This is a genomic window from Rhodococcus sp. RS1C4, assembly GCF_002258225.1.
Lineage (GTDB): Bacteria > Actinomycetota > Actinomycetes > Mycobacteriales > Mycobacteriaceae > Rhodococcoides > Rhodococcoides fascians_E.
Window position 1 is genome coordinate 58,363 of record NZ_NOXZ01000050.1, and the last position, 23,478, is coordinate 81,840.

Below are 23,478 nucleotides of genomic sequence, written 5' to 3' on the forward strand. Positions count from 1 at the left end.
TCTCGTCGCATCTGCACTCGTCGCAGCCCGTTCGTTCACCGCAACGGTCCGGCTGGCAGCCTAACCCCAATCCGCGATTTCGCTCGTGCCGACGCGTCGACCACTGTCGTCGCCGCTTGTGGCACGGTGTAGCCATGACACAGCGCACGAGTCACGCCGCGGCCGCACGACTCGCCGTTCTTCTGGGCGGCGCGGGGGTCCTCCACTTCGTCACCCCCCAGTTCTTCGACATGCAGGTACCCCGCGCTCTTCCGGGCAAGGCGCGCACGTACACGCAGGTGTCGGGAATCGCCGAGCTCGCCGTGGCCGGTGCAGTGGCCGTTCCGGCGACACGGCGCCTCGGTGGCGGGCTCGCTGCAGCGCTCTTCGTCGCGGTGTTTCCCGCGAACATCGACATGGCGCGCAGGTTCGTGAGCAACCCCAAGACCTCCCCCGTCGTCAAAGCCGCTGTGCTGGCCCGTCTTCCGCTCCAGATTCCACTGGTGACCGAAGCCCTGAAGGTACGACGACTGTCCTGACGCTCACGATCTCTCGCCGAACTCGATGTCCCGGGTGCCGTCGATGAGGGTCGCGAGTTGCCCGGCGTCGGGCAGGTCGTTCGGAGCGATGGTCCGGCCGCTGCGCACGTAATGGAACGCTGCACGCACACGATCCAGAGGAACGGGCTCCGCAGTCGACGCGGACATCAGTTCGGCCCACGCGATGCGATACGCAGCGAGCTGCATGACCACCGACTTCTCCTCGGCGACAGTCGGCTCCTGACCCGTCTTCCAGTCGATGACGGTCCATCCACCGTCCGAATCGGCGAACACCGCATCGATCCGGCCCCGAAGTACCGTCCCGGCAACGGACGTCTCGAACGGAACCTCGACCTCGATCGGACTACGAAGCGACCAGTCGGAGTCGAGGAAGGCCTGCTGCAGCGTCTCGAGATCGACATCGGCGGAGGCACCCGTGTCCGCCGAACCCGGTAGCTCGTCGAGATCCAACAACCTCGTCGCCCCGAAGCGTCGCTCGATCCAGGCGTGGAACGCTGTGCCTCGACGCGCCAGAGGGTTGGGAGGAAACGGCAACGGTCGACGAAGTCGCGACGCCAACGCGTCGGGATCCGCGGCGAGATCGACGAGCTGACTCACCGAGAGGTTGTGCGGCAACTCCACATCCACCCTGGTGTGCATACGCTCCTCTCGTTCGGCGAGCAAAGCATCGACGTCGGCAGCCCAGTTCTCCGGATCGGATTCGTCGTCGTGCCCGGAAGGCTGCGACGTGTCCACGCTCAGGACCGCCCTCACTCCACGCTCCACGGCGTCGCGGCGCAGTCCCAGCGGATCTCGCGGCCACAGGGCAGAATGAGGCTGGGCCGCAAGCGGATTCTCCAATCCGTCCTCGGGCGCGGCGTCCCAATGATCGACGACGCCGACAGGGCGGCCGCGATCGGAGCCGTCGTCGAGGACGGCCCGCACCTCACTGAGGAAGTCGGACGGTCCGCGCGGTTTGCTGCTCGTCTCGTCCCAGTGGTGACCCGAGACGAACAGGACCCGTTCCGTCCTGGTGAGCGCTACGTAGAACAGGCGGCGGTCCTCGGCCGACCGGCGACGTGCCAGCGCGTCCTTGTGCCGGTCGATGGCGTCGGCGAGGTCCTTACGGTTGTGCACGTCGTCGAGTTCCAGAACGGGGACGCCCTCGGACATCCGACCGCTGTCGTCGGCGACCGATCTGTCTCCGCGCAGTGTCGGCGGAAGCTCCGCCATCGCGCCGAGCCAGGTCGATGCAGCCGTCGACGACGGAAAAACACCCCTGGACACGTGAGGGACAGCGACGACCTCCCATTCGAGGCCCTTCGCCGAATGCACGGTGAGTACCTGCACTCGGTGCGGCGCCACCTCGATCTCCCCTGGTGCAAGTCCGTCCTCGACGGTCTCCGCGGCGGCGAGGAAGGCAAGGAAACCGGTGACCGTCGAGCTGGGATTGTCGGCGTAATCGGCCACGACAACCGCGAATTCGTCGAGGTGCTCGCGGCCGACCACTCCGACGGCGGACATCGGCGTACGAGCCTGGGCTTCGATTCCGATGCCCATCGACCGCTCGATGTCGGCCACGAGCTCCGTCAGAGGCTGACCGATTCGATCCCGTAGCGCATGCACCTCGGCGGCGAGCGCGGAGATCCTCGCGAATCCGCTCTCCGAATAGCGCTCCTCCGGACCGGGATCGGCGATCGCGTCCGCCAGTCCGGCGTCCTCCGAATGCTCACCCGGGAGCGAACTTTCGAGCGCGGCATCGAGCGCCGCCACATCGTCGACTCGGCCCGGTGTTCCGTGGCCGGAGCGAATTCCCAGTTCCCGCATTCGCCGCGACAGAGCACGAAGGTCGGCGGCACCGATCTGCCAACGCGAACCGGTGAGGACACGCATGGCCGCACTTCCCGCCATCGGGTCCGCGACCAGTCGGAGCATCGCGATGACGTCGGCGACCTCCGGGACGTGCAGCAAGCCGCCGAGTCCGACCACCTCGACCGGAAGACCCCGGGCGCGTAGTGCATCGGCTATCGGTTCGGCGTCGGCGTTCCTACGCACCAACACCGCCGCCGTCGGGGGTAACCGATCCTCGGCGAGCGCCGATCGATACTCCCCGGCGATGCTGTCCGCGACCCACTCGCGCTCGTCGAGCACCGTCGCCGACAACGCAATCCTCACGTCACCGGGCTCCACCCCCGGCCGCGGCCGAAGCGTCGGCACCGACACACCAGTCCCCCGGTCGCTCCTGCCGGCTCCGCTCCCAGCCCCCGGGTCGCTCCCGCCGGCTCCGCTCCCAGCCCCCTCACGGAGCGGCGTCGTGATCCGATTCGCGAGTTCGAGCGCTTCGGCAGGATTGCGCCAGCTGGTCAGCAGTTCGAGCCTGGGTGCGGGTGCGCCGCTCGACTGCGGGAAATCGGTTGCGAACCGCGGGAGATTGGCCGCCGAGGCACCTCGCCATCCGTAGATCGACTGCATCGGATCACCGACCGCAGTCAATGCGAGAGTGGCGTCGGATCCTCGACCGAACAACGAGGACAACAGGACTCGCTGTGCATGGCCTGTGTCCTGATACTCGTCGAGTAGTACCAGCCGGAACCTGCTCCGTTCGGACCTGCCCACGTCCTGGTGTTCGGCCGCGACCCGTGCCGCGAGCGACATCTGACTGCCGAAGTCGAGCGCACCCTCGCGACGCAGTGTCTCGGCGAGCCGCTCGACCAGTGGCAACAACGCAACACGTGCGTGCTGCGCATCGACGATGTCCAGCAGGGCCTTCGCCGGACCGCCTCGTTGCTTGGGACCGGGGCCGAGGGTGTGGACCAGTCGATCGAGCTCCAGGTGCGCGCCGCGGAGGGCGTCGGGCGCGACCAGATGCTCGGCGAGCTGACCCGACAGCGCAAGAACCGCCTCGGTGATCGACGTGGGGTTGCGTTCGGTGTCCAGGTCGCCGTCCCACGTGCTCACCACCCGATGCGCCAACTGCCACAGTTCGGTCTCCGACAGGAGTGTGGCCGAGGGCTCGATCGGGAGCAACAGTCCGTGCTCGGTCAACAGCCGCCCCGCGTACGAGTGGTACGTACTCACTTCCGGCTCACCGCTCAGAATTCGTTCTCGCAGAGCGAGACTGGGATCGAGTTCTCGAACGATGTCGGAACCGGCGAGCCGCGCGAGGCGGGCCCGGATTCGCGAAGTGAGCTGCTGCGCGGCCTTTCGTGTGAACGTGAGGCCGAGCACGGCGTCGGGGTCGACGAATTCGTTGGCGACCATCCAGACGACGCGCGCAGCCATGGTCTCGGTCTTGCCCGCTCCCGCTCCTGCGACGACGAGCGTCGGCCCGAGCGGGGCCGAGATCACTGCCGCCTGTTCTGCTGTCGGCGGATGCTTCTGCCCCAGCGCCCCAGACAACTCGATCGGATCGATCCGTGCGTCGCGAACGGAACGTTCGAGCCGTGTGCCGATTTTGGTGACCGTACTCAACTTTCGGTGACCTGCCTTCCGGTTTCCTGCGCCGGGCAACTGGACTTCACCGGGCAATGCCTGCACCCGTCGTTCACGAATGCCTCGAAATACGGGCCTTGCGTCGCCGACGCCGCGGCGTGAACCGTGTCGCGCCACTCGGCCAACTTCTCCGGCGTCGGCGCTTCCTGGATACGCTGCGTCGCACCGTCCTGTTTGTGGGGCTTGGCGACGAAGACCAACCGTGCTCCGCCCGGCTCGCCCGCCGGCTCTCCTTCGATGGCGCCGGCCGCGGCCGCCACCTGGTAGGTGGCCAACTGATTGTGGGAGCGAGCGTCCTCCTTGGACATGACCGTCTTGGCCGTCTTGACGTCGATGATCACCGGCCGACCGTCCGGGTCGTGCTCGAGCCTGTCGATTCGTCCACGGAGCGCTACGGACGGTTCGTCGTCGGTCCGCGCCGGGAGCACACCGTCGACTGCTACCTCCACCCCTGCTTCGGTGAGCTCACCTCGGGTTCCACTGAGCCATCTCTCGAAGGTGTCCAGCATCGCTCCGGTGCGATCCAACTCGTGACGCGAGAACCACTGCGAGCCGAGATCCACCGCGTCCCAGGCAGTTTCGAGAGCACGCCGGACCTGCTCCGGAGGCATTTTTCCGGCAACCGCCTGAACGAGAGTGTGCACGAGAGTTCCCGTCACCGCGTGGGTGTTGGCGCCGTCGTTGCCGCCGTGGCGGTCCAGCATCCACCGGAGCGGGCATGTGGTGAGCTGCTCCACGGTGGACGGCGACAGCGGTACCGGGCCGTCACCGAGTGTCCACAGCGGAGCGTCGGTACTGGTACCCGCAACTCCGAACCACTCGCGTGGGTGTGCGCCCTTCACCCCAGCGTCGGCCAGCCTGGCCAGTTGCCGCGCGGCGCGGGCGTGCTTCTGCGGGTCGTGTTCGGCGACATCGGCGTCGCACACGACTCTGCGGAGCTCGCCGACCAACATGGGCAGAGCGAGTAGTCGTGCCGCAGGCTGCGGCACCTCGGGAACCTGCTCCAGCTCGTACGCATCCTCGTTACCTCGAAGTTCGTCGAGAAAGCGCGACCGAACCAGATCGGTGTCACCCGTCGAGGAGTCCACTGCAGTGACCAGCAGAGTCGACCGCGCTCGACTGCATGCGACCAGAAACAACCGTCTCTCGTCCGCGAGCAGAGGCGCCGTCTTGGACAACGTTCCGTCCGACGTCACGTCGTCGGCGACTCCGGACGCGAGATCGACGAGGGATTCCGTTCCCAACAAGCTGCCGCGAGCCCGGAGACCTGGCCACAAGCCCTCCTGCACACCGGCTACAGCCACGAGATCCCACTCCCGGCCCGCTGCCGAGTGTGCGCTCAGTACGGTCACGGCATCCTTGGGGACAGCACCGGCCATGCCATTCGACGTCGGAATCTGTTGTTGCGAAATGTATTCGACGAACCCGGCGAGCCGCGCCTGCGGCAGACGATCGACGTATGCGGCTGCGCTGTCGAACAGGGCGACGACGGCATCGAGATCACGGTCCGCCTGAGCACCGGCCGATCCTCCACGAGCCGACGCCGCCGACCACCGCCGCTCGAGCCCGGAGGCCTGCCACGCAGCCCACAGCACGTCCTCGACTCCACGTCCGCGGCGTGCGACGGCGTTGGCCTTGCGCACCACACCGAGCACGCGGCGCAGCGGAGCCGCCTCCACGTCGGACAACTGGGCCATCCACCGAGAACGGTCCGTCTCGGGGGCGGTGTCGCTACCGGAGTGCGATCGAACTCCGGTGATGGCCTGCCGCAGCAGCTCTGCCGAATCCCGCTCCCCTCCCGAAGCCAGCTCCACACGCCGGACACCGCGGCGGAGGCGTCGAAGTGCCACCGGATCCGCGCCGCCGACCGGACCCGACAGCAGAGCGAGCGCGTCCTCACCGTCGAAGGTCGGGTCCACCAGGGCCCGCACCACGAGCAGTAGACCGACGGCGCCGTGCTGACGATGCAGCGGAAGTTCCGACGCCGGCGTCAGGATCGGGACCCCCGCCGCCTGCAAGGCTCGGCGCAGCGGCGCGATGACGCGGGGAACGGACCGTACGACCACGGCCATCGCGGACCACGGCATGCCGTCGACGAGGTGCGCGCGCCGCATCGTGTCCGCGATCAGCGCCGCTTCCTTCGCGGCCGACGACAGCACCTGCACGAGCACTCGGGCGTCGCCGTACTGCGCGGACGCCACTGCCTCCGGGGCGCGGTGCCGACCGAGGCCGGGTAGACGCCCGCTGATCCTCGCGGTGACAGCAGCGACAGCGGGTGCGCTGCGGAAATTTCGGTCGAGCATCACGTGTCGCTCGGACCCGGAGTCGACGAGGTCGGCCAGAAAGGACGGGTCGGCGCCGCGGAAGGTGAACACCGATTGATCCGGGTCTCCGGCGATCACCGTCGATTCCGTGCGGCTACCGATCAACCGAACCAGCTGTGCGGCTTGCGGATCCAGATGCTGCGCATCGTCGACGACGAGGTGTCTGATGCGGGCGCGCTCGGAATGAAGAAGATCGGGGTCGGTGGCGAACGCCATCAGTGCACTGCCGATGAGTTCGGCAGCGTCCAGCCCGGGTGCCGACGCGCCTGCCGCCTCGACTCCGACGGCTCCGCGCAGCAGCATCGCTTGCTCGTACCGCGCGGCGAACTTTCCGACGGCCATCCACTCCGGACGCGCGTGCTTACGACCCAGTTTCACCAGATCCTCCGGACCGATCCCGCGTTCTGCCGAACGCAGCATGAGGTCGCGTACCGCGGTGACGAACCCCGCCATGCCGAGCGCGGGACGCAATCGGTCCGGCCAGTCCTGGGCTCCGTCCTCGAGGTCGCCGCGCAGCATCTCGCGGACGACGGCGTCCTGTTCGGCGCCGGTGAGCAGCCGAGGGGGCGGGTTGCCGTGAATGGCCGCCTGCAGGCGCAGCACAGCGAAGGCGTAGGAATGTACCGTTCGTACCAGGGGCTCCCGTGTTGCGCGCACGGCATGCTCACCGGCGAACAATCCCCCGGTGATCTGCTGACGCATCGCGGTGGCCGCGCGCTTCGACTGAGTCAGTACGAGGACCGCTTCCGGGTCACCGGCGACGATCCGCGAGACCGCATAGTCCGCGACCAGGGAGGACTTACCAGTACCCGGACCTCCGATCACCTGCCACGGCTGCCAGGCGGGTGCGCCGTCCACCGCGGCGGACACGGCGTCGGTCCTCCCGGCGAGCATGTGCGCCGCAGAACCCGTCCACGTCCGGGGCGGTACGGCGACCTTCGGTGCCCGCACGAGGGTGGCCGCAGCGGCGTGCCTACCCCCGTGGTGGGTACCGCTCCGACTGTCCGAACTCATTGCTCGATTGGATCATGGGCCACCGACATGTCGTCCCCGCCCCGAAGTGCTCGCCGGGACCCGCGGTCACCTCGAGGCGGCGACGAAGTCGTCGTAGCGGCTCTGCGCCGTCGCCTCGCTTCCGACGTCGCCGACGTTCCCGTCGATCAGGGCGCGGAGATCGCGCACCAACCAGTACACGGCGAACGGGTGACCCGCGAACCACATGTCACCGTTGACCTCGACGGCTCGGTCCCCTGTTGCCTCGGCGAAACCCGGTGTCCGCCGGACATTCTCCGCCGAGTAGACCCCCTCGTCGAACACGGCCACGATATCGGCGTTCTGGCTCGGCAGCACTTCGGGCGACAGGGCCGTCCACGGGCCTCCCGTTCCGCCGGTCGACGGGTCTGCTTGCATCGGTGGTGCACTGATACCCACCTCGGCAGCGAGAATCGACGACGGAGCCGTGGGAGCCGCGACGGCCAGGATGTCGGAGCTGTTCATCAGAACCGACAGCGACACCGGATGGGCAGCCACATCACTGCGCAGAGCGTCGATGTCGGAATCCAGAACCGATTCGAGGCGCGCCGCGTCGTCGTCACGGTCGAACACGCCGGCCGTGAACGCCAGCGACTCCCGCCATGGCGTCGCGTACGGCATCGGGACTGTCGGGACGGTCTCGGAGATCGCGCGGTACAGGGTGTCGTCGCCGTAGTCACTCGAGACCACGAGGTCCGGATTCTGCGCAAGCACGTCCTCGGTGGGAGGCGCGCCCGTCGGGGGTACCTCGATGACCTCCGAACCCGCCTGCGCACTCAGCCGATCGCCGATGGGGGAACCGAACCCGGTGAACACGACGGCAGGCACCACCCCCACGGCCAGCAAACTCATCGCCGCGTACTCGTCGGTCGCGACGATGCGCTGCGGATGCACGGGCACTTCGGTGGTCCCGTAGGAGTGGTCGACAGTTCGCGTCGACTCCTGGCCGGAGATGTCGGTGGTCGACGAACACCCTGCGACGAACAGAGTTCCGATCACCGCGGCGGTGAGTGCGGCAAAGACCTTCACCCGTTGTTCTCCTGCTCGATCCCGAGCTTCTGCTGTGTCACTGTCACTTCCTCGTTCCGTGGTTTCTCGTTCTGTGATTTCTTGTTGTTCAGGGTCCATCCGGCCGCATCGGTGCGATCGCGGAAGAAGCTGGAGTACAAGCCGTCTCGTCCGATGAGCTCGTCGTGTGTGCCGATGTCCTCTACCGTTCCATCACCGAGTACCACGATTCGGTCTGCACCGCGGACGGTCTCGAGCCGGTGCGCGATGACGATGACAGTCCGTCCCGTCGACAGTTCTCGGATCGCTGCGCCCACGGCTGCCTCGTTCTCCGCGTCGAGCGCGGCCGTTGCTTCGTCCAGGAGGACGATGGGCGCGTTTCTCACCAGCGCACGGGCTATGGACACGCGCTGCCGCTGACCGCCGGAGAGCAACGCGCCGCCTTCGCCTACTCGTGTGTTCCATCCTTCCGGCAATTCGGCGACGACCGAATCGAGCCGAGCCGCGCGGGCCGCAGCGTGGATCTCCGCGTCGGATGCGGTCGGGTTGCCCAGGCGCACGTTCTCGAGGATCGTGGCGTCGAACAGATACACGTTCTGGAACACCATTGCGATCATGCTCGCAAGCGACGACGACGCCATGTCTCGCACGTCGACACCGCCGATACGGACGGCGCCGTCGTCGGTGTCCCAGAACCGCGCAACCAGCCGGGTGAGCGTCGATTTTCCGGAACCGGACGGGCCGACCAGCGCCGTCACCGTGCCTGGTTCGCAGCGAAAGCTGACCTCACGCAACACTGGGCGCTCGTCGTATCCGAATGTGACGCTGTCGAATTCGACCGAAACGCCAACCGCAGAACCCGCGGAGTCACCGACAGAGACCGGACTCGGCTCCTTCGGATAGGCAGGCTCGGGAAGTGGCTCGGCGTCGAGGACGGCCGTGACACTGTCGAGGGCAGTGTCGGCGAGCCTCAGACCCGATGCGTACGCGCCGAGCAGCGACAGCGGTTCGACGAACCTCACGGCAAGAAGCATGACGACGACCGCGTCGGCGGTCTGCAGCTCGCCGCCGAGCGCAAGGTAGGTCGTCACGACGAGCACGAGCACCAAGGTGAGTCCCACTGTTGCGACGAACCTCGCGAGAGGAGCGTTCTGCCGGTCCAGACTTGCCCGAGTCGACACCCTCGAGGCGTCGATGGTCCGGTTCAGCTCGTCCCAGCCGTCGGTGAGCCTTCCCGACGCTCGCAGCACCGGTTGCAGGCGTGCGAACTCGAGAACACGCTCGGAGACCTCGGTGTGGATGCGCTCCTCGCGATCGTGTTCGGGGCCGACGATGGTCTTGATGCGACGGAAGAAGAAGTACAGCAACGGTATCGGGAGGATCATCACGGCCGCGACCCGCCAGTCGACGAATGCGGTGACGATCACCACGGTGGCAGGCGTCGTGACCGCCACGGTCAGTTGCTGCATGAACACCGACGGCACGCTCATCAAGTTCTGCAGAGACGTGGACATGATCGCCGAGACCTGCCCGGCACGCGGACCGGTGAACCATCCGAGCGGCAGAGTGGTCACGTGCGCTCCGATCTTTCTCATCAGCGCATCGGTCATCGCGTCGATACCGACGTAGAACCCCACGTTGGATGTCACGATCAGTGCCGCCCCCGACGCCGCGGCACCGACAGCGGCGATCACGATCCACCCGACCGGGACCTTCCCGTCGAACAGGGATCGGAGAATCGGTACGAGGGCGCCGAACACCAGCCCCTGGGTGACACCGACGATCGAGTATCCGACGACCAGGCCACGCAGCCCGCTCGGCCTGTCCAGCAACGCATCCGTGCGGCCGATCATCGTGCGCCTGCTGCAACACGCATCTGGCGGTAGCGCCCGCCGAGAGCGTCGAGCTCGTCGTGCGTGCCTTGTTCCACTACACGTCCGCCTTCCAGTACGACGATCGAATCCGCGTCGCGAATCGTCTCGAGTCGATGAGCGATCACCAGCACGGTCCGTCCGGCGACCAGGGTCGACAATGCGCGTTGAATTCTGGCTTCGCTGTGAGGATCGGCATGTGCGGTCGCCTCGTCGAGAACCAGGATCTTCGCGTCCTGCAACACAGCTCGGGCGATCGTGATGCGTTGCAGCTCACCGCCGGACAGCCCGGACCCGCTCGAGCCGAGAACGGTGTCGTAGCCGTCGGGCAGTTCGGTGATGCGGTCGTGGATGTAGGCCGCACGTGCGGCAGCCTCGACGGCATCGTCACCGGCCTCCGGACGGGCAAGCCGAATGTTCTCGCGCACCGTGTCGCGGAGCACCTGCGCGTCCTGGAAGACGACAGCGACGTCGGACAGGAGTTGTGCCTGATCGATGTCCCGGACATCGACACCCCCGATCCGGACGGCTCCGCCGGACACGTCCCAGAACCTCGGGACCAGCCGCGCCACGGTGGTTTTCCCCGACCCCGACGGACCGACGAGCGCGGTAACGGTACCTGGTTCCATCACCAGGTTCACTGCGCGGAGTGCCACGTGCGCGTCGGGGCCGTCCCCGTACGCGAACACCACGTCGCTGAATTCCACCGAGGACCCGACGGGTGACGCCGGGTGTTCGGACGGCGGCAGCGGCGGTGTGGCCAGGACTGTCCCGACGTGAGCCGCGGCGACACTCGCGCTGCTGATCGACCCTGCGATCTGAGTCAGGTTCATGAACGGCCCCGGCAGACCCACTCCCACCGCGAGGAACGGCAACAGATCCACCGGCTCGAGCGAGTCCGAGGCGACGAGCACCGATCCGGTGGCGAGAATCCACACGATCAGGACAGCGGGCGAATACAGCACCGTGAGCACGGTCACCGGGCCACCGGTGCCCTTCATCCACGTCCGGCAGATGTCGGTCAACCGATCGACCGATGACGTGAAACGCGAGAACACCTCTGTTCCGCGTCCGTACGCTTTGACGACCTCGATACCGTCGACCAGTTCCACGGTGGATCGGGCGGCGTCGGCAAGTGCAGTGTTGTAGGCGCCCATGTACTTCCGAAATGTCGTGCGCATGGGCGGGCTGACCAGAATGAACGCGATCACGACGAATCCGACGACGAGAGCAGCCATTCGCCAGTCGACGAGAAACAGGTAGATCGACGCGACGACGGGGGTGACGACGGTTCCCGCGAGCTCGGCGACCGAGTGAGCGACGATGACGTGCATACGCTTGACGTCGTCGGAGACTGCCTTGTCCACCTCGGACGACCCGGCGTCGCCGAACCAGCCGAGCGGTGCAGCGGCGAGTACCTCGACGATGGATCGACGGGTGATGGCCCGAAAATCCGCGTCGGCGTAGTGACACAGCACCGTGGCGACGCCGTAGAGGAGGATTCGAGCTACCGCACCACCGATGCCGACGAGGGTCCACCACCACACGGCGTCGGGGTCTGCGCCGAGCAGTGACCTGCCGGCCTCGGCGACTGCAACGAAGGGCACCACTGCGGCTGCGCCGGAGAGTGCGGCCAGTACGGCGCCCGCGACCAATCGACCGCGGACCGGCCGCAGAAAATCGAGAAGCGAAACAGAGGGGGGATTCATGCGCACCCGTCTACTATTGGATCACTGATCTAATTCTGAAGGGAAAGGTACCAGTGCCGGGAACGGAACGTAAAGGCTCTCGTTCGCAGAACAAACGCACCTATCGAACCGGGATGACAGCGGAGCTGATCGTCGGCGAAGCGGTGGCTCTGACGCGAGTCCACGGCCTCGACGGCTGGACGAGCAGGCAGCTGGCGACAGCGCTGGACACGTCACTGTCGGTGATCGCCCACCACGCGGGAGACAGGGCCGCGCTGTGCGCGGCTGTCGTCGACCGTGTCTCGTCGTCCGTATCCGTTCCACCGGAGGAACTTTCGTGGCGGCCGTGGCTCACCGAGCTCCTGCTTAACGTGCGTCACGCCTTCGCGCGACATCCTGGAGTGGCGCAGTGGAGCCTGTTGCACGGGCCGGTGACCCCGGCGATCGCACCGATACTGGAGGCTGCGGTGTCGAAGCTGATCGATGCCGGATTCGGCGACGCTGCGGCGCCCGCGTACACGGTCGCGTTCACGATGTGCGTCTCGCACGTGGCACTGGCGGACGCCCGGATGATGTCCGGTCCCGATCATCGTGCGATGCTCGGCAACCTGCCGCCCGCGGACGAACGAGGTCGCGGACTGGGCGCGGTGGCCGACATGATGGAACGTTTCGCGGCGGACAACGGTGCCGAGGAGCACTTCAGGTACGCACTGGACTGCGTTCTCGACGGCATCGAAGCTCACCGTGCTCGCCTGCACCGCGCCGTCCGCAGCTCGAGTGAAGCCGTCGAAGCGAGCAGCAGAATACCGGGTACGGCATAGTTGAGCCGTGCCGAAGTTGAACTCTTACACGTACGGTCCCGCCGACGGACCCGAAGTTCTCGCTGTTCACGGAATGACGGGACACGGCGCACGCTGGGCGCACCTGGCCCACCAGCATCTCGCCGATGTTCGCGTGCTGGCTCCCGATCTCGTCGGCCACGGCCGGTCTCCGTGGACGCCGCCGTGGGACATCGACGTTCAGGTCGACGGCTTGAGCGAGCTGCTCGACGCGCATGCTCGGGGCCCGGTGGTGGTCGTCGGTCACTCCTACGGTGGTGCGCTTGCCGTACACCTCGCGAAGTCCCGTCCCGAGAAGGTGCGCGGGTTGCTGTTGCTCGATCCGGCGATCGAGCTGGACCCGTCCGACCTCCTCGAAGTGGCTGGGCTCACGGCCAAGTTCCCCGATTACACCGACGCCGAGGAAGCCAAGTCGGAGAAACTGAACGGCGCGTGGGCCGACGTCGATCCGGCTTTGCTCGATCAGGAGGTGGAGGACCACCTCGTCGACGCCGACGAGGGGCGTGTCGCCTGGCGGATCTCGACCCCGGCGATCGTCTCGTCGTGGGGTGAACTCGCCCGGCCGCTCGTGGTTCCTCCTGCCGATGTGCCGACGATTCTGGTGCAGGCGATGCGCGTGCAACCTCCGTACGTCGGAGACAAGTTCAAGGCCGCGTTGTCCGATCGACTCGGGGACAACCTGACCGTCGTCGAGTTCGACTGCGACCACATGGTGGCTCAGGCCAAGCCCGCAGAGGTCGCCGAGCTGGTGCGTCGACTCCTGTAGATGGCAGCGATCACCGACGAGCAGGTCGAACGGGTCCGCGAACTCGTCGCGTCGATTCCTGCTGGACGCGTCAGTACCTACGGGGACATCGCTGCCGCAGCGGGCCTGTCGAGTCCGCGCATCGTGGCGTGGATCATGCGCACCGACTCTGCGGACCTGCCGTGGCATCGGGTGCTGCCGGTGAGCGGCAGACCGGCAGCTCACCTCGCGACTCGTCAGTTGGAGAACCTGCGGAGCGAAGGCGTCCTCGCCGTCGACGGGCGGGTGCGCCTGGGGGAAATTCGATTCGCGTTCGGCGCCGACTAACCTCGGAAAGCATGAACCTCGGACCGTTCGATCCTCGCCCGACTGCCAAGTACGCACTCGGTAAGGCGAGCCCGTTCGTCGCGGCAGCCGGACTGGTCGTCGACGAGGTCTCCGGAACTCGGGTGGTCGGCCACATCGAGCTGTCGGAGGACCATCACACTCCGTGGGGCGTCGTGCACGGTGGGGTCTACACCGCGGCAGTCGAATCCGCTGCGAGCATCGGCGCGAGCGAAGCGGTGAAGGATCGAGGCGAGTTCGCCGTCGGTGTGCACAACGGTACCGATTTCCTTCGCGCCAGTAAGGGCGGCAGAGTGGACGTCGTCGCAGAGCCGCTGCAGCAAGGCCGAATTCAGCAACTGTGGCTGGTCACGATCACCGCCACGGACAGCGGAAAGGCCATTGCCCGGGGGCAGGTTCGGCTGCAGAACGTGCCGCTCCCGACATGAGCATCAGCGGTGTCGACGCGGTCATCCTTGCGGGAGGCGCCGCACGCAGGATGCACGGCGTCGACAAACCAGGCCTGACCGTCGGCCGAATCAGCATGCTGCAGAGAATGATCGACGCGGCCGCGGTAGCAGACACCGTCGTCGTCGTCGGACCGCATCGACCGGAGTTGGCGCCGCACATCGTGCAAACCCGCGAGAATCCCGCCGGGTCCGGGCCGGTCGCGGCGATCGCAGCGGGGTTGGACGCCCTCCGCGATCGCAGCGTCGGTACCGGTGTCGCGAACGCACTTCTGATACTGGCCGCGGATCTCCCGTTCGTCGACGCCGCGGCGATCGATCGCCTTGTGGCGGAGTCGGACGCTGCTGCCGCCACCTTCGCGGCGGACGGCGACGGACGCACGCAGTACCTCTTCGGTGTCTGGAACACCGCAGCCCTCAGGCGCAGCATCGACGATCTCCCGGACACGCGGGATCTGCCGATGCGTGCGTTGATTCCGCAGGATCACCGCGTGATCCGCATCGACGGCGTCGACGACTGCGACACTCCCGAGCATCTGAGTCTGGCGCGGCGACACCTCGCCGAGTACTTGCCGGCTCGACCCGTACCGACCGTCGACGAGGCACGCGAGACGATCCGAAACAGGCTGCGCCCCATTCCGACCCGACGTACGGCCACCCGTGACGCTCTCGGTGCGACCTCGAGCGAGCCCGTGATCGCGTCGGCCCCTCTGCCGCCGGTCGACATCTCGGCGATGGACGGATACGCGGTGTGCGGGACGGGGCCGTGGACGATTCGCAGCGAGATCGCATTCGCAGGCACATCGGGCCACCGGCCGCTGGGGCGCGGGGAAGCCATGCGCATCGCCACCGGTGCCCTCGTTCCCGCGGGAGCGGACTCGGTGGTACGGGACGAAGACGTGCGAGTGTCCGGTGACGACTTGAATCGAGCCGAGGGTGCACCCGTGCGCGACGACACTCGGCGTGCGGGCGAGGATTGGATCGCCGGAACGGTACTCGCCCCGGCGGGAACCGACATCGGGGCCGCCCTCGTGTCCGTCGCCCTCGGCGCCGAGATCGAGGACATCGCAGTACGCGGACCGGTCCGAGCACGAATAATTCTCAGCGGGAACGAGATTCGGGGACCCGGCGAGCTACAACCAGGGCAGACCCGCGACACCATCGGGCCGGTCTTGCCGAACTATCTCGCTGCGTGCGGCATCTCCACGACCGACTCGGAACACCTCGACGATTCGCCCACGGCGTTCGACGATCTCCTCGCCGACCCCACCGACGCCGATCTCGTCGTCGTCGTAGGTGCGACCGGAGGCGGAGCCGCCGATTCTCTGCGCAGCGCGCTCGTCGACGCGGACGCGGACGTCGTGGTGCACCGCACGCGCGTCCGTCCGGGCGGTTCGCAGATCACGGCGGTGCTACCGGACGGTACGGTGGTGCTCGGACTGCCCGGTAATCCGTTCGCGGCCGTCGCGACGGTCATGGTGACTGGACCCGCCGTCGTCGACGCTCTCACAGCGCGAACTCCCCGACCTCCGCTGCTGGGGTACGTGAGCGGGACCGACAAGGCGTCGACGACACGCATCGTGCCCGTTGTGCGGGACGGCACTGGCTGGCGCGTCTCCCCCGGCATCGGGACCGCCCATCTGCGCACTCTGATCGACAGCGACGCCGTGGCGTTGATCCCGCCGGAGCACGACCCCGACGTACCCGTCGAACTGGTGCTCCTGCCTCGGTGAACTACCGCACGGACCCGCGCGAGTAGTCGTTCGACCGCGCCGCAAGCTCGGCGGAGCCGCTACGGAATCGGTCGACGACGAGGTCCACGATGCCCTGATGCAGCCCGAGAGGATCGGCCACGCCGTCGCTCCCGGCGTCGGACAGTCGGTCGTGAAAGAGCCCTCGTGCCAACAGATACGACGCCACGAACACCCGCTGGTGGCCGTACGACCGTAGTGTCGCCACGGCGTCGGGAACGGTGGGGCTGGCGGTCGCGACATAGCCGATCCGGACCGGCACGTCGGTCAGTTCGGCCACCATCAGTGCAGCGCGGCGATGTTCGGCGAGGGCGCGCCGATCCGACGACCCGGCCGCAGCGAACACGATGGCATCACCCGGTCGCCAGCCCGCCGCGAGCAGTCGGTCCACCATCACTCGGGCGAACACACGGTCCGGTCCGAGTGCCGGCGTCACCGTCGTGCACGGATGCTCGCTCGCGGCGACCTCACGTGGAACATCGGTGTGCACGTGATACCCGGACGCCAGAAACGCCGGGACCACCACAGCGGGACCCTCCAGCTCGCGCAGCACCTCGGCAGGGGACGGCCCCAGCACGTCGACGAACGCCACCCGGGTCGGTCCGACCTCGGCGCCGACGGCCTCGGCCAGTGTCGCGATCATTTCGACGCCGCGTGGATTGCGAGTTCCATGGGCCACCAACACCAGCGAAGGTGTTGCGGCAGAGCGAATACCGTTCATGTCAGTACTTGCTTCCTTCCTGGTATGCAGCTACACCGACGCTCTCGGCAGCGACGCCGGTGTCGGATGGTGCATCGGGGAGTGTGTCGACCGGATCGATCGCGAGTCGATAGCCCCGCTTGACCACTGTCTGAATCACTTTCGGCGCACCGAGGGAGGATCTCAGTCTCGTCATGGCCGTCTCGACGGCATGGGTGTCGTCGCCGCCTCCCGGGAGAGCGCCGAGCAGATCGTCCCTGGACACGACGCGGCCCGGTGTGGCAGCCAACGTCTTCAGGATCGCCATGCCTGCCGGAGACACCGCCCGAACGACACCGTCGACGACGACGCATCGACTCCGCACACTCAGCGAGTGACCGCCTGCGCTCATCGGAGCGACACGCCTCGGTAGTTCCTCGGCGATGTGCCGCGCGAGCGATCCCAGCCGGGCCCGCGTCGGTTGCGTCGTCGGCACGTTCGATTGTTCCAACGGCGCCGCGGTGACCGGTCCGACGCACACGGCGAGAACGCGCGTCCGCAAAGAATGCAGCAACGCGTCCAGAACACCGTTCTCGTCCGCCCGCATCAACAGCGACACCACCGCCGGGGCGCTCGTGAAGCTGATCGCGTCGAGATCCCCCAGGACGACGGCCTCGATCATCCGGTCCATCGGTGAGCTGTCGTCGGGAGCCGTCCACCGGTACACCGGAACCGGCACGACCTCGGCGCCGGCATTGCGCAACGCCTCGCAGAAATCGGGCACCGGCTCCCATTCGGTCGTGGCACCGTGCAGCTGAACCGCGATCCGTGTGCCCTCGACACCCTCGGCGAGCAGGTGTTCGAGCACCTCCGCCGAGGATTCGGACGCCGGGCTCCACTCTTCTCGCAAGTCGGCGGCTCGAATGGCGCCCTTCGCCTTGGGCCCGCGAGCAAGAACTCTCGACGCCGCGAGGGCCTCGTTCAACGCTTCCGCTCGGCCCCACCCCTCCGCGGCCTCGATCCATCCTCGAAAACCGATACCCGTGGTGGCGACGGTTATCTCGGGAGGGTCGGCAATGATTTCCTCGGTGACGCGTTCCAACTCGGCGTCGTCGGCCAGCGGGATGATTCGGATCGCGGGTGCGTGCATGACCGTCGCACCTCGTCGTTGCAGCAGTGTCTCGAGCTCGTCGGCCCGGCGTGACGCGGTGATCCCGACGGCGAATCCGGCCAGAGGCTCCCCCGAGATCGGTGTCGCAGCGCACGACTCCGTTCCCGCCTCGGCTGCACTCGTCACGTCGATTCGCCCCGCACGTGGATGACGCCGCCGTCCGTCCTGGTCTCGAAGGAACCGAGGCCGACGCTCTCGTCGTCGAGGCACCGTCCGTCGACCAGCGAGAAAACCTGCTTGAGCAGCGGCGACGCGACGGTCGCCTCCCCGGCCCGATCGCCGACGAGTCCTCTGGACATGACGGCCGCACGACCGAACGGGTCGACGTTGCCGACGGCGTAGGTCTCGCCCGTCTCGAGCAGGAACAGGGCTACCTGTGTACCTCCGCGCAACAGCACGGCTACTCCCCTGCCGGGTACCAGGGAATCGACGGTGCACGCCGGTGTCCACTCACGAGCCGAATGAGTGCCGCCCGCGGCCGGTGTGGTGGTACTGAGCGAATCGATGACAGTCATGGTGTCGGACCTCCTGATGCAATTGCACTGTGCCGATGTTTCTTCGTCGTTAAGGGCCGATTACCCGGGTGTGCACATGCGTGCAGACCCGGGAACCGACCCGCGTGAGGTGCTCAGGCGCCGATCTTCGGCATGCCCATCAACACCGGCACCTTGCGCCGGCCGGTGTCGTCGAACGAGATGGTCGGGTCCGACTCCGCGGGAGCGTTGACGAACGACACGAAGCGGCCGAGCTTCTCCTCGTCTTCGAGTACGCCTGCCCATTCGTCCTTGTAGCCCGCGACGTGGCGCTCCATGTCGGCCTCCAACTCGGCGCCGATGCCCAAGCTGTCCTCGCACACGACGGCCTTCAGATGGTCGAGACCACCGTCGAGAGAATCGAGCCACGGCGCGGTGCGCTGGAGCCGGTCCGCTGTCCGCACGTAGAACATGAGGTACCTGTCGATGTAACTGACCAGCGTCGCATCGTCGAGGTTCGACGCCAGCAGCTGAGCGTGCTTCGGAGACTGTCCGCCGTTGCCACCGACGTACAGGTTCCAGCCGTGTTCGGTCGCGATGACGCCGACATCCTTCCCGCGGGCCTCGGCGCACTCGCGTGCACAGCCGGACACTCCGAACTTGATCTTGTGCGGAGACCGCAGTCCGCGGTAACGGTTTTCGAGATCGACGGCCATTCCCACCGAATCCTGGACACCGTATCGGCACCAGCTCGACCCGACGCAGCTCTTCACCGTCCGCAGCGATTTTCCGTACGCCTGGCCGGATTCCATGCCTGCGTCGACCAGTCGCTTCCAGATGGCGGGCAACTGCTCGACGCGTGCACCGAACAGATCGATGCGCTGGCCACCGGTGACCTTGGTGTAGAGGCCGAAGTCGCGGGCGACCTCACCGATGACGATGAGTTGCTCCGGGGTGCACTCGCCGCCCGGCATTCGCGGTACGACCGAGTAGGTTCCGTTCTTCTGGATGTTCGCCAGGAAGTGATCGTTGGTGTCCTGCAGAGACGCCTGTTCGCCGTCGAGAATGTGGTCCGAGGAAGTGGACGCCAGAATCGACGCGACGACAGGTTTGCAGATATCGCAGCCACTTCCCGTTCCGTACTTGGCGATCAGCGACGAGAACGTGCGCGTGTTCGTCGCGCGGACGATCTCGAACAGTTCCGCGCGGGATTGACCGAAGTGCTCGCACAGTGCCTTCGACATCACGACACCGGACGCCGCCAACAGTTGCTTGATGGACGGCAGGCAGCCTCCGCAGGTGGTACCGGCGGTGGTGCAGTTCTTGACCGAGGCGACATCGCACGCCCCGTCCGCGATCGCGCCGCAGATCGCACCTTTGGTGACACCGTTGCACGAACAGATCTCGGCCTCGTCGGGAAGTGCGCCGATGCCCACTTTTTCCGCTACGGGTGAGATCAACGAGCCTGGATCGCCCGGCAATTCACGACCGACGAGCGGACGCAGCAGCGAGTAGGCGGTGGCATCGCCGACGAGAATTCCACCGAGCAACGTCTTCGCATCGTCGGAGACGACAAGTTTGGCGTACGTCCCCTTCGGTGCATCGCTGAAGACGACCTCGAGTGCACCCGGCGTTGCGGCCATGGCGTCACCGAAACTGGCGACATCCACGCCCATCAATTTGAGTTTGGTGGACATGTCCGCGCCCGGGAACTCGGCAGCGCCGCCGAGCAACCTGTCCGCGACGACCTCCGCCGTCGAGTACCCCGGTGCGACCAGTCCGTAGCAGCGACCGTCGACGGCGGCGCACTCACCGATGGCGAACACTGCCGAATCGGATGTGCGGCAGCCGGCGTCGACAAGGATGCCGCCACGTTCCCCGACGTCGAGGCCGCTCTCCCGTGCCAGACGATCCTGTGGACGCACGCCCGCGGAGAAGACCAGCAGGGCTGCGTCGATGGTGCTGTCGTCGGACAGTTCGACCGTCAGCCCGGCGCTGTCGTTCTCGGTGATGGACGACGTCCCGACGCCGGTGTGCACGTTGAGCCCCAGGTCGGTCACCAGCCGCGCCAGGAGCGCGCCGCCGCCTTCATCGACCTGCAGCGGCATCAACCGCGGCGCGAACTCGATGACGTGCGGAGTCATTCCGAGCTTCTTCAGCGCATTGGCTGCCTCCAGCCCCAGGAGGCCACCGCCGACGACCACGCCGACCGCGCCCGGTCCCGCCGCGTCGGCGCGGGCGCGAATGCGATCCAGATCGTCCAGGGTGCGGTAGACGAAGCACTTGTCCAGGTCGTGTCCGATTATGGGCGGCACGAACGGGTAGGAGCCAGTCGCGAACACCAGTGCGTCGTAACCGATCACCTCACCGGTCGACGTCGCAACCGTCCTACCTTCGCGGTCGACGCTGTCCGCGCGGACACCGAGCCGCATGTCCACCGCGGCGTCGCCCGGGTAGTCGTTGCCGGCGAGCGCCAGTTCCTTGTGATCCCAGGCCCCGACGTACGACGACAGACCGACGCGGTCGTAGGCAGGCAGCGCCTCCTCGCAGAGGACGGTGACTTTCCATTCCGCTGCCTCGTCGCGAGACCGCAATGCCTCGACGAAGCGATGTCCGACCATGCCGTGACCGATGACCACCGCGTTCTTCGTCGCGTTCTTCATCAGGGGTTCCTTCCGAGAATTACTGCAGAGCATTGAAAGACGGGGAGGGCGTCAGACTTCCACCGAGGACTGGGTGGCCTCGTCGGCGATTACACGCGGTCTGCGCAGGTAGACGGCGTATGTCACCGCGCAGCACAGTACGTAGAAGGCGAGGAACACCCAGAAGGCCGTGGTCGCGGACTTCGCCTCACCGGAGTACGACGCGCGCAGAACCAGGTTGATGCCGACGCCGCCCAAGGCGCCGATGGCGCCTGCGATTCCGATGAGCGCTCCGGACATCCGGCGGGACCAGTGCTGCTGTTCCTCGGTCGACATGCCCTGCAGCTCGGTTGATTTGGCGGCGAAAATCGCCGGAATCATCTTGTAGACCGAGCCGTTGCCGAGACCGGACAGCAGGAACAGCAGGATGAATCCGACGACGAACAGCGCCATCATCGTGCCGCTGGCTGCCCCCGCAGTGTTGTCGTCCCAGGTGCTTGCGGCCACCAGAATGCCGGTGGCGAACACCATCGACACGAAGGTGTACAGCGTGATCTTGCCGCCACCGATCTTGTCCGCGAGCTTGCCGCCGAACGGGCGGGAGATGGATCCGAGAAGTGGACCGAGGAAAGCGATCTGAGCTGCGTGGAGTGACGCCTGCGCCTGCTGGGCGGCCGTCGCCGGTGCACCGTCGGTCAATCCCGCGAGGAAGTTGATCTGCAACACCTGGCCGAACGCGAAGCTGAAACCGATGAACGAACCGAAGGTGCCGATGTAGAGGAACGCGATCCACCACGAGTCCGAGAACCTGAGGACGTCGATCATGGAGCGCCCGTTGGTCTTCTGGTTGTCGAGGTTGTCCATGAACAGTGCGGCGCCGACTGCGGCGATCGCGATGAAGACGAGGTAGACGGCGCAGACGATCTCCGGTGCCGTGTTGCCGATCGTCGCGATCACGAGCAGACCGATCAGCTGAATGACGGGAACGCCGATGTTGCCGCCGCCGGCGTTCAGGCCGAGCGCCCAGCCCTTCTCACGCTGCGGGTAGAACGCATTGATGTTGGTCATCGACGATGCGAAGTTGCCGCCGCCGAGGCCCGCGAACGCCGCGACGACGATGTAGGTCGTGTACGACGCCGGGTTCAGCATGAAGTACATGGTCAGCACCGTCGGGACCAGAAGTACGAGAGCGCTGAAGATCGTCCAGTTCCGACCGCCGAACTTCGCTGTCGCGAAGGTGTACGGGATACGAAGCACAGCGCCGACGAGCGTGGGAACGGCGACGAGGAAGAATTTTCCTGCGGCGTCGATTCCGTACACCGACACAGGCATGAACAGCACCATGACCGACCAGATCGACCAGATGGAGAAGCCGACGTGCTCGGCGACTACGGACCAGATCAGATTCCGCTTCGCGATCGCCTTTCCACCGGCCTCCCAGGCCGCGACGTCCTCGGAGTTCCAGTGGCTGATGCGGTGCTTGATCGACACCGGCACCGTCCCCGGAGGGGGTGTCGACGGTGTGGGTGTCGATTCGGGCGCCGCATCGGCTTGTGGTGCCTCGGGAATGCTGGTCACGTGGGCCTCCTGATCGCGTGGGAGACCCAAAGATAGAAAAACCATGTTGCGCGGGCGCTGCGCGCGGTGACCCCTTGATTAACTTGGTCTCACGAACACGGAACGCCTGCCGTGAGGACGCCGTCGCGGTCACCACCGACGCTGCACTGTTTCCGCTCGGCGCGCATCCCGCGGTTCGGTGGCGAACGGCCCGGTGATTGGCGAAAATCCCCGACGGCGGCGCCGGTGCCGACGGATCGGCGAGCCGGTTCAGCCGCGCACCGCTGCGAATGAGGCCATCACCGACGCCTACACCCGCGGCTGGACGGCGGGTGCGGGACTACCTGAAACCGATGCCCTCGACACCGATCTCCCAACTCATGCAGGAACACCACTGTCACGGCCCTACCATGAACGTCTCCGCGGTGTGCGCTTCCGGCAACGCCGGCCTGCTCACGGCCAAGATGTGGCTGAACACCCATGTCGTCGACGACGTCGCCTTCGTCGCCCGAGAGGTCCGAGCCCAGTGCGTGCACTGACGCATGCACCCCCATCGTGGCCGTGTGTGCGATGGTTGAACGGTGACAGCGGGGAAGAGCAGTTGGTTGCTTGTCGATGTGGTCGATCTGCGGGCGATGTCGGTGGTGATGGTCGGAGACAAAGTGCGATCCGGTGTACCGCTGCAGTCGGTGGTGACTCGAAATCAGGACCGCATGCTGGAGGTTGTACGGGCATCGGTCCGCGCGAAGGACCCAGTCAGCGTGAGCATTTCGCGATCGAGACGCATCACAGCAGTGCCAGTCATCGACAGCGTTCTCAGCCGTGTGCACGGGGTGTGGGTGAGCACTCACCCAGAGGAAGAACTCGTGGCAGTTCCTTCGCCGTCATGGTGCTTCG

17 protein-coding genes and 1 pseudogene are annotated in these 23,478 nt (G+C 66.6%); 8 read left to right on the forward strand and 10 right to left on the reverse strand.

Annotated elements, in window-relative coordinates; all coding sequences use genetic code 11:
* Positions 1-134 precede the first annotated feature (134 nt).
* On the forward strand, positions 135-518 hold the full coding sequence (locus CH289_RS25375) for a DoxX family protein (RefSeq protein WP_020112090.1): 384 nt from the start codon (positions 135-137) through the stop codon (positions 516-518).
* Between the two features lie 3 nt (positions 519-521).
* Here CH289_RS25375 and CH289_RS25380 read toward each other — a convergent pair whose 3' ends face one another.
* The 5 genes from CH289_RS25380 to CH289_RS25400 form a co-directional block, all read right to left on the reverse strand.
* Positions 522-3,989, reverse strand: coding sequence for an ATP-dependent DNA helicase (locus tag CH289_RS25380; RefSeq protein ID WP_256977528.1), 3,468 nt, complete (start codon positions 3,987-3,989; stop codon positions 522-524).
* Positions 3,986-7,348 carry an ATP-dependent helicase gene (locus CH289_RS25385; RefSeq protein WP_094728828.1) on the reverse strand — a complete coding sequence of 1,121 codons (3,363 nt, stop codon included), beginning with the start codon at positions 7,346-7,348 and terminating at the stop codon, positions 3,986-3,988. Before CH289_RS25385 ends, CH289_RS25380 begins: the two co-directional genes overlap by 4 nt.
* A gap of 66 nt (positions 7,349-7,414) precedes the next feature.
* Complete coding sequence (locus tag CH289_RS25390; RefSeq protein WP_020112093.1) at positions 7,415-8,395, reverse strand: ABC transporter substrate-binding protein; 981 nt, start codon at positions 8,393-8,395, stop codon at positions 7,415-7,417.
* Positions 8,392-10,227, reverse strand: coding sequence for an ABC transporter ATP-binding protein (locus tag CH289_RS25395; RefSeq protein ID WP_094728830.1), 1,836 nt, complete (start codon positions 10,225-10,227; stop codon positions 8,392-8,394). The genes CH289_RS25390 and CH289_RS25395 overlap by 4 nt, the downstream gene beginning before the upstream one ends.
* Positions 10,224-11,954 (reverse strand): ABC transporter ATP-binding protein, encoded by a 1,731-nt coding sequence (locus tag CH289_RS25400; protein ID WP_230594152.1) that lies wholly within the window; start codon positions 11,952-11,954, stop codon positions 10,224-10,226. The genes CH289_RS25395 and CH289_RS25400 overlap by 4 nt, the downstream gene beginning before the upstream one ends.
* Before the next feature lie 113 nt (positions 11,955-12,067).
* Here CH289_RS25400 and CH289_RS25405 point away from each other — a divergent pair, with 113 nt between their 5' ends.
* The 5 genes from CH289_RS25405 to CH289_RS25425 are packed head-to-tail and all read left to right on the forward strand — an operon-like array spanning position 12,068 to position 16,041.
* A complete protein-coding gene (locus CH289_RS25405; RefSeq protein WP_019666067.1) occupies positions 12,068-12,754 on the forward strand; it encodes a TetR/AcrR family transcriptional regulator C-terminal domain-containing protein in 687 nt (228 codons plus the stop codon).
* 7 nt (positions 12,755-12,761) lie between these two features.
* Positions 12,762-13,538 carry an alpha/beta fold hydrolase gene (locus CH289_RS25410; protein WP_020112096.1) on the forward strand — a complete coding sequence of 259 codons (777 nt, stop codon included), beginning with the start codon at positions 12,762-12,764 and terminating at the stop codon, positions 13,536-13,538.
* Positions 13,539-13,844: an MGMT family protein gene (locus CH289_RS25415; RefSeq protein ID WP_019666069.1), complete on the forward strand. Its 306-nt coding sequence runs from the start codon at positions 13,539-13,541 to the stop codon at positions 13,842-13,844.
* Between the two features lie 11 nt (positions 13,845-13,855).
* Positions 13,856-14,290 carry a PaaI family thioesterase gene (locus CH289_RS25420; protein WP_019666070.1) on the forward strand — a complete coding sequence of 145 codons (435 nt, stop codon included), beginning with the start codon at positions 13,856-13,858 and terminating at the stop codon, positions 14,288-14,290.
* The gene (locus CH289_RS25425) at positions 14,287-16,041 is read left to right on the forward strand and encodes an NTP transferase domain-containing protein (protein ID WP_094728832.1); all 1,755 of its coding nucleotides are present in this window, start codon (positions 14,287-14,289) and stop codon (positions 16,039-16,041) included. Before CH289_RS25420 ends, CH289_RS25425 begins: the two co-directional genes overlap by 4 nt.
* A 1-nt stretch (position 16,042) precedes the next feature.
* On the opposite strand, the gene CH289_RS25430 is transcribed toward CH289_RS25425, so the two are convergent.
* The 5 genes from CH289_RS25430 to CH289_RS25450 all read right to left on the reverse strand — a co-directional run bounded on the left by CH289_RS25430 (position 16,043) and on the right by CH289_RS25450 (position 22,521).
* The gene (locus tag CH289_RS25430; RefSeq protein ID WP_080733952.1) at positions 16,043-16,780 is read right to left on the reverse strand and encodes a sirohydrochlorin chelatase; all 738 of its coding nucleotides are present in this window, start codon (positions 16,778-16,780) and stop codon (positions 16,043-16,045) included.
* A gap of 1 nt (position 16,781) precedes the next feature.
* Positions 16,782-18,035 (reverse strand): uroporphyrinogen-III synthase, encoded by a 1,254-nt coding sequence (locus CH289_RS25435; protein ID WP_020112099.1) that lies wholly within the window; start codon positions 18,033-18,035, stop codon positions 16,782-16,784.
* Positions 18,032-18,424, reverse strand: a complete 393-nt coding sequence (nirD, locus tag CH289_RS25440) for a nitrite reductase small subunit NirD (protein WP_019666074.1) — start codon at positions 18,422-18,424, stop codon at positions 18,032-18,034. The genes CH289_RS25435 and nirD overlap by 4 nt, the downstream gene beginning before the upstream one ends.
* A gap of 113 nt (positions 18,425-18,537) precedes the next feature.
* Entirely contained in the window at positions 18,538-21,045 is a 2,508-nt protein-coding gene (nirB, locus tag CH289_RS25445; protein WP_020112100.1) for a nitrite reductase large subunit NirB, read from the reverse strand.
* Between the two features lie 51 nt (positions 21,046-21,096).
* Positions 21,097-22,521, reverse strand: coding sequence for a nitrate/nitrite transporter (locus CH289_RS25450; protein ID WP_019666076.1), 1,425 nt, complete (start codon positions 22,519-22,521; stop codon positions 21,097-21,099).
* 470 nt (positions 22,522-22,991) lie between these two features.
* Between CH289_RS25450 and CH289_RS28830 the strand changes: the two genes are divergently transcribed.
* Complete coding sequence (locus CH289_RS28830; protein WP_019666077.1) at positions 22,992-23,120, forward strand: hypothetical protein; 129 nt, start codon at positions 22,992-22,994, stop codon at positions 23,118-23,120.
* A gap of 42 nt (positions 23,121-23,162) precedes the next feature.
* Positions 23,163-23,417: pseudogene (locus CH289_RS28835) on the forward strand (GAF domain-containing protein); the annotation flags it as partial.
* Positions 23,418-23,478: the final 61 nt, after the last annotated feature.

What these genes read in the sequence shown, in the direction of transcription:
- CH289_RS25375 (WP_020112090.1), top strand. Translation starts at nt 135, where the DNA reads ATGACACAGCGCACGAGTCACGCCGCGGCCGCACGACTCGCCGTTCTT.
- CH289_RS25385 (WP_094728828.1), bottom strand. Translation starts at nt 7,348, where the DNA reads ATGAGTTCGGACAGTCGGAGCGGTACCCACCACGGGGGTAGGCACGCC.
- CH289_RS25395 (WP_094728830.1), bottom strand. Translation starts at nt 10,227, where the DNA reads ATGATCGGCCGCACGGATGCGTTGCTGGACAGGCCGAGCGGGCTGCGT.
- CH289_RS25400 (WP_230594152.1), bottom strand. Translation starts at nt 11,954, where the DNA reads ATGAATCCCCCCTCTGTTTCGCTTCTCGATTTTCTGCGGCCGGTCCGC.
- CH289_RS25405 (WP_019666067.1), top strand. Translation starts at nt 12,068, where the DNA reads ATGACAGCGGAGCTGATCGTCGGCGAAGCGGTGGCTCTGACGCGAGTC.
- CH289_RS25415 (WP_019666069.1), top strand. Translation starts at nt 13,539, where the DNA reads ATGGCAGCGATCACCGACGAGCAGGTCGAACGGGTCCGCGAACTCGTC.
- CH289_RS25420 (WP_019666070.1), top strand. Translation starts at nt 13,856, where the DNA reads ATGAACCTCGGACCGTTCGATCCTCGCCCGACTGCCAAGTACGCACTC.
- CH289_RS25425 (WP_094728832.1), top strand. Translation starts at nt 14,287, where the DNA reads ATGAGCATCAGCGGTGTCGACGCGGTCATCCTTGCGGGAGGCGCCGCA.
- CH289_RS25430 (WP_080733952.1), bottom strand. Translation starts at nt 16,780, where the DNA reads ATGAACGGTATTCGCTCTGCCGCAACACCTTCGCTGGTGTTGGTGGCC.
- nirD (WP_019666074.1), bottom strand. Translation starts at nt 18,424, where the DNA reads ATGACTGTCATCGATTCGCTCAGTACCACCACACCGGCCGCGGGCGGC.
- nirB (WP_020112100.1), bottom strand. Translation starts at nt 21,045, where the DNA reads ATGAAGAACGCGACGAAGAACGCGGTGGTCATCGGTCACGGCATGGTC.
- CH289_RS28830 (WP_019666077.1), top strand. Translation starts at nt 22,992, where the DNA reads ATGAACGTCTCCGCGGTGTGCGCTTCCGGCAACGCCGGCCTGCTCACG.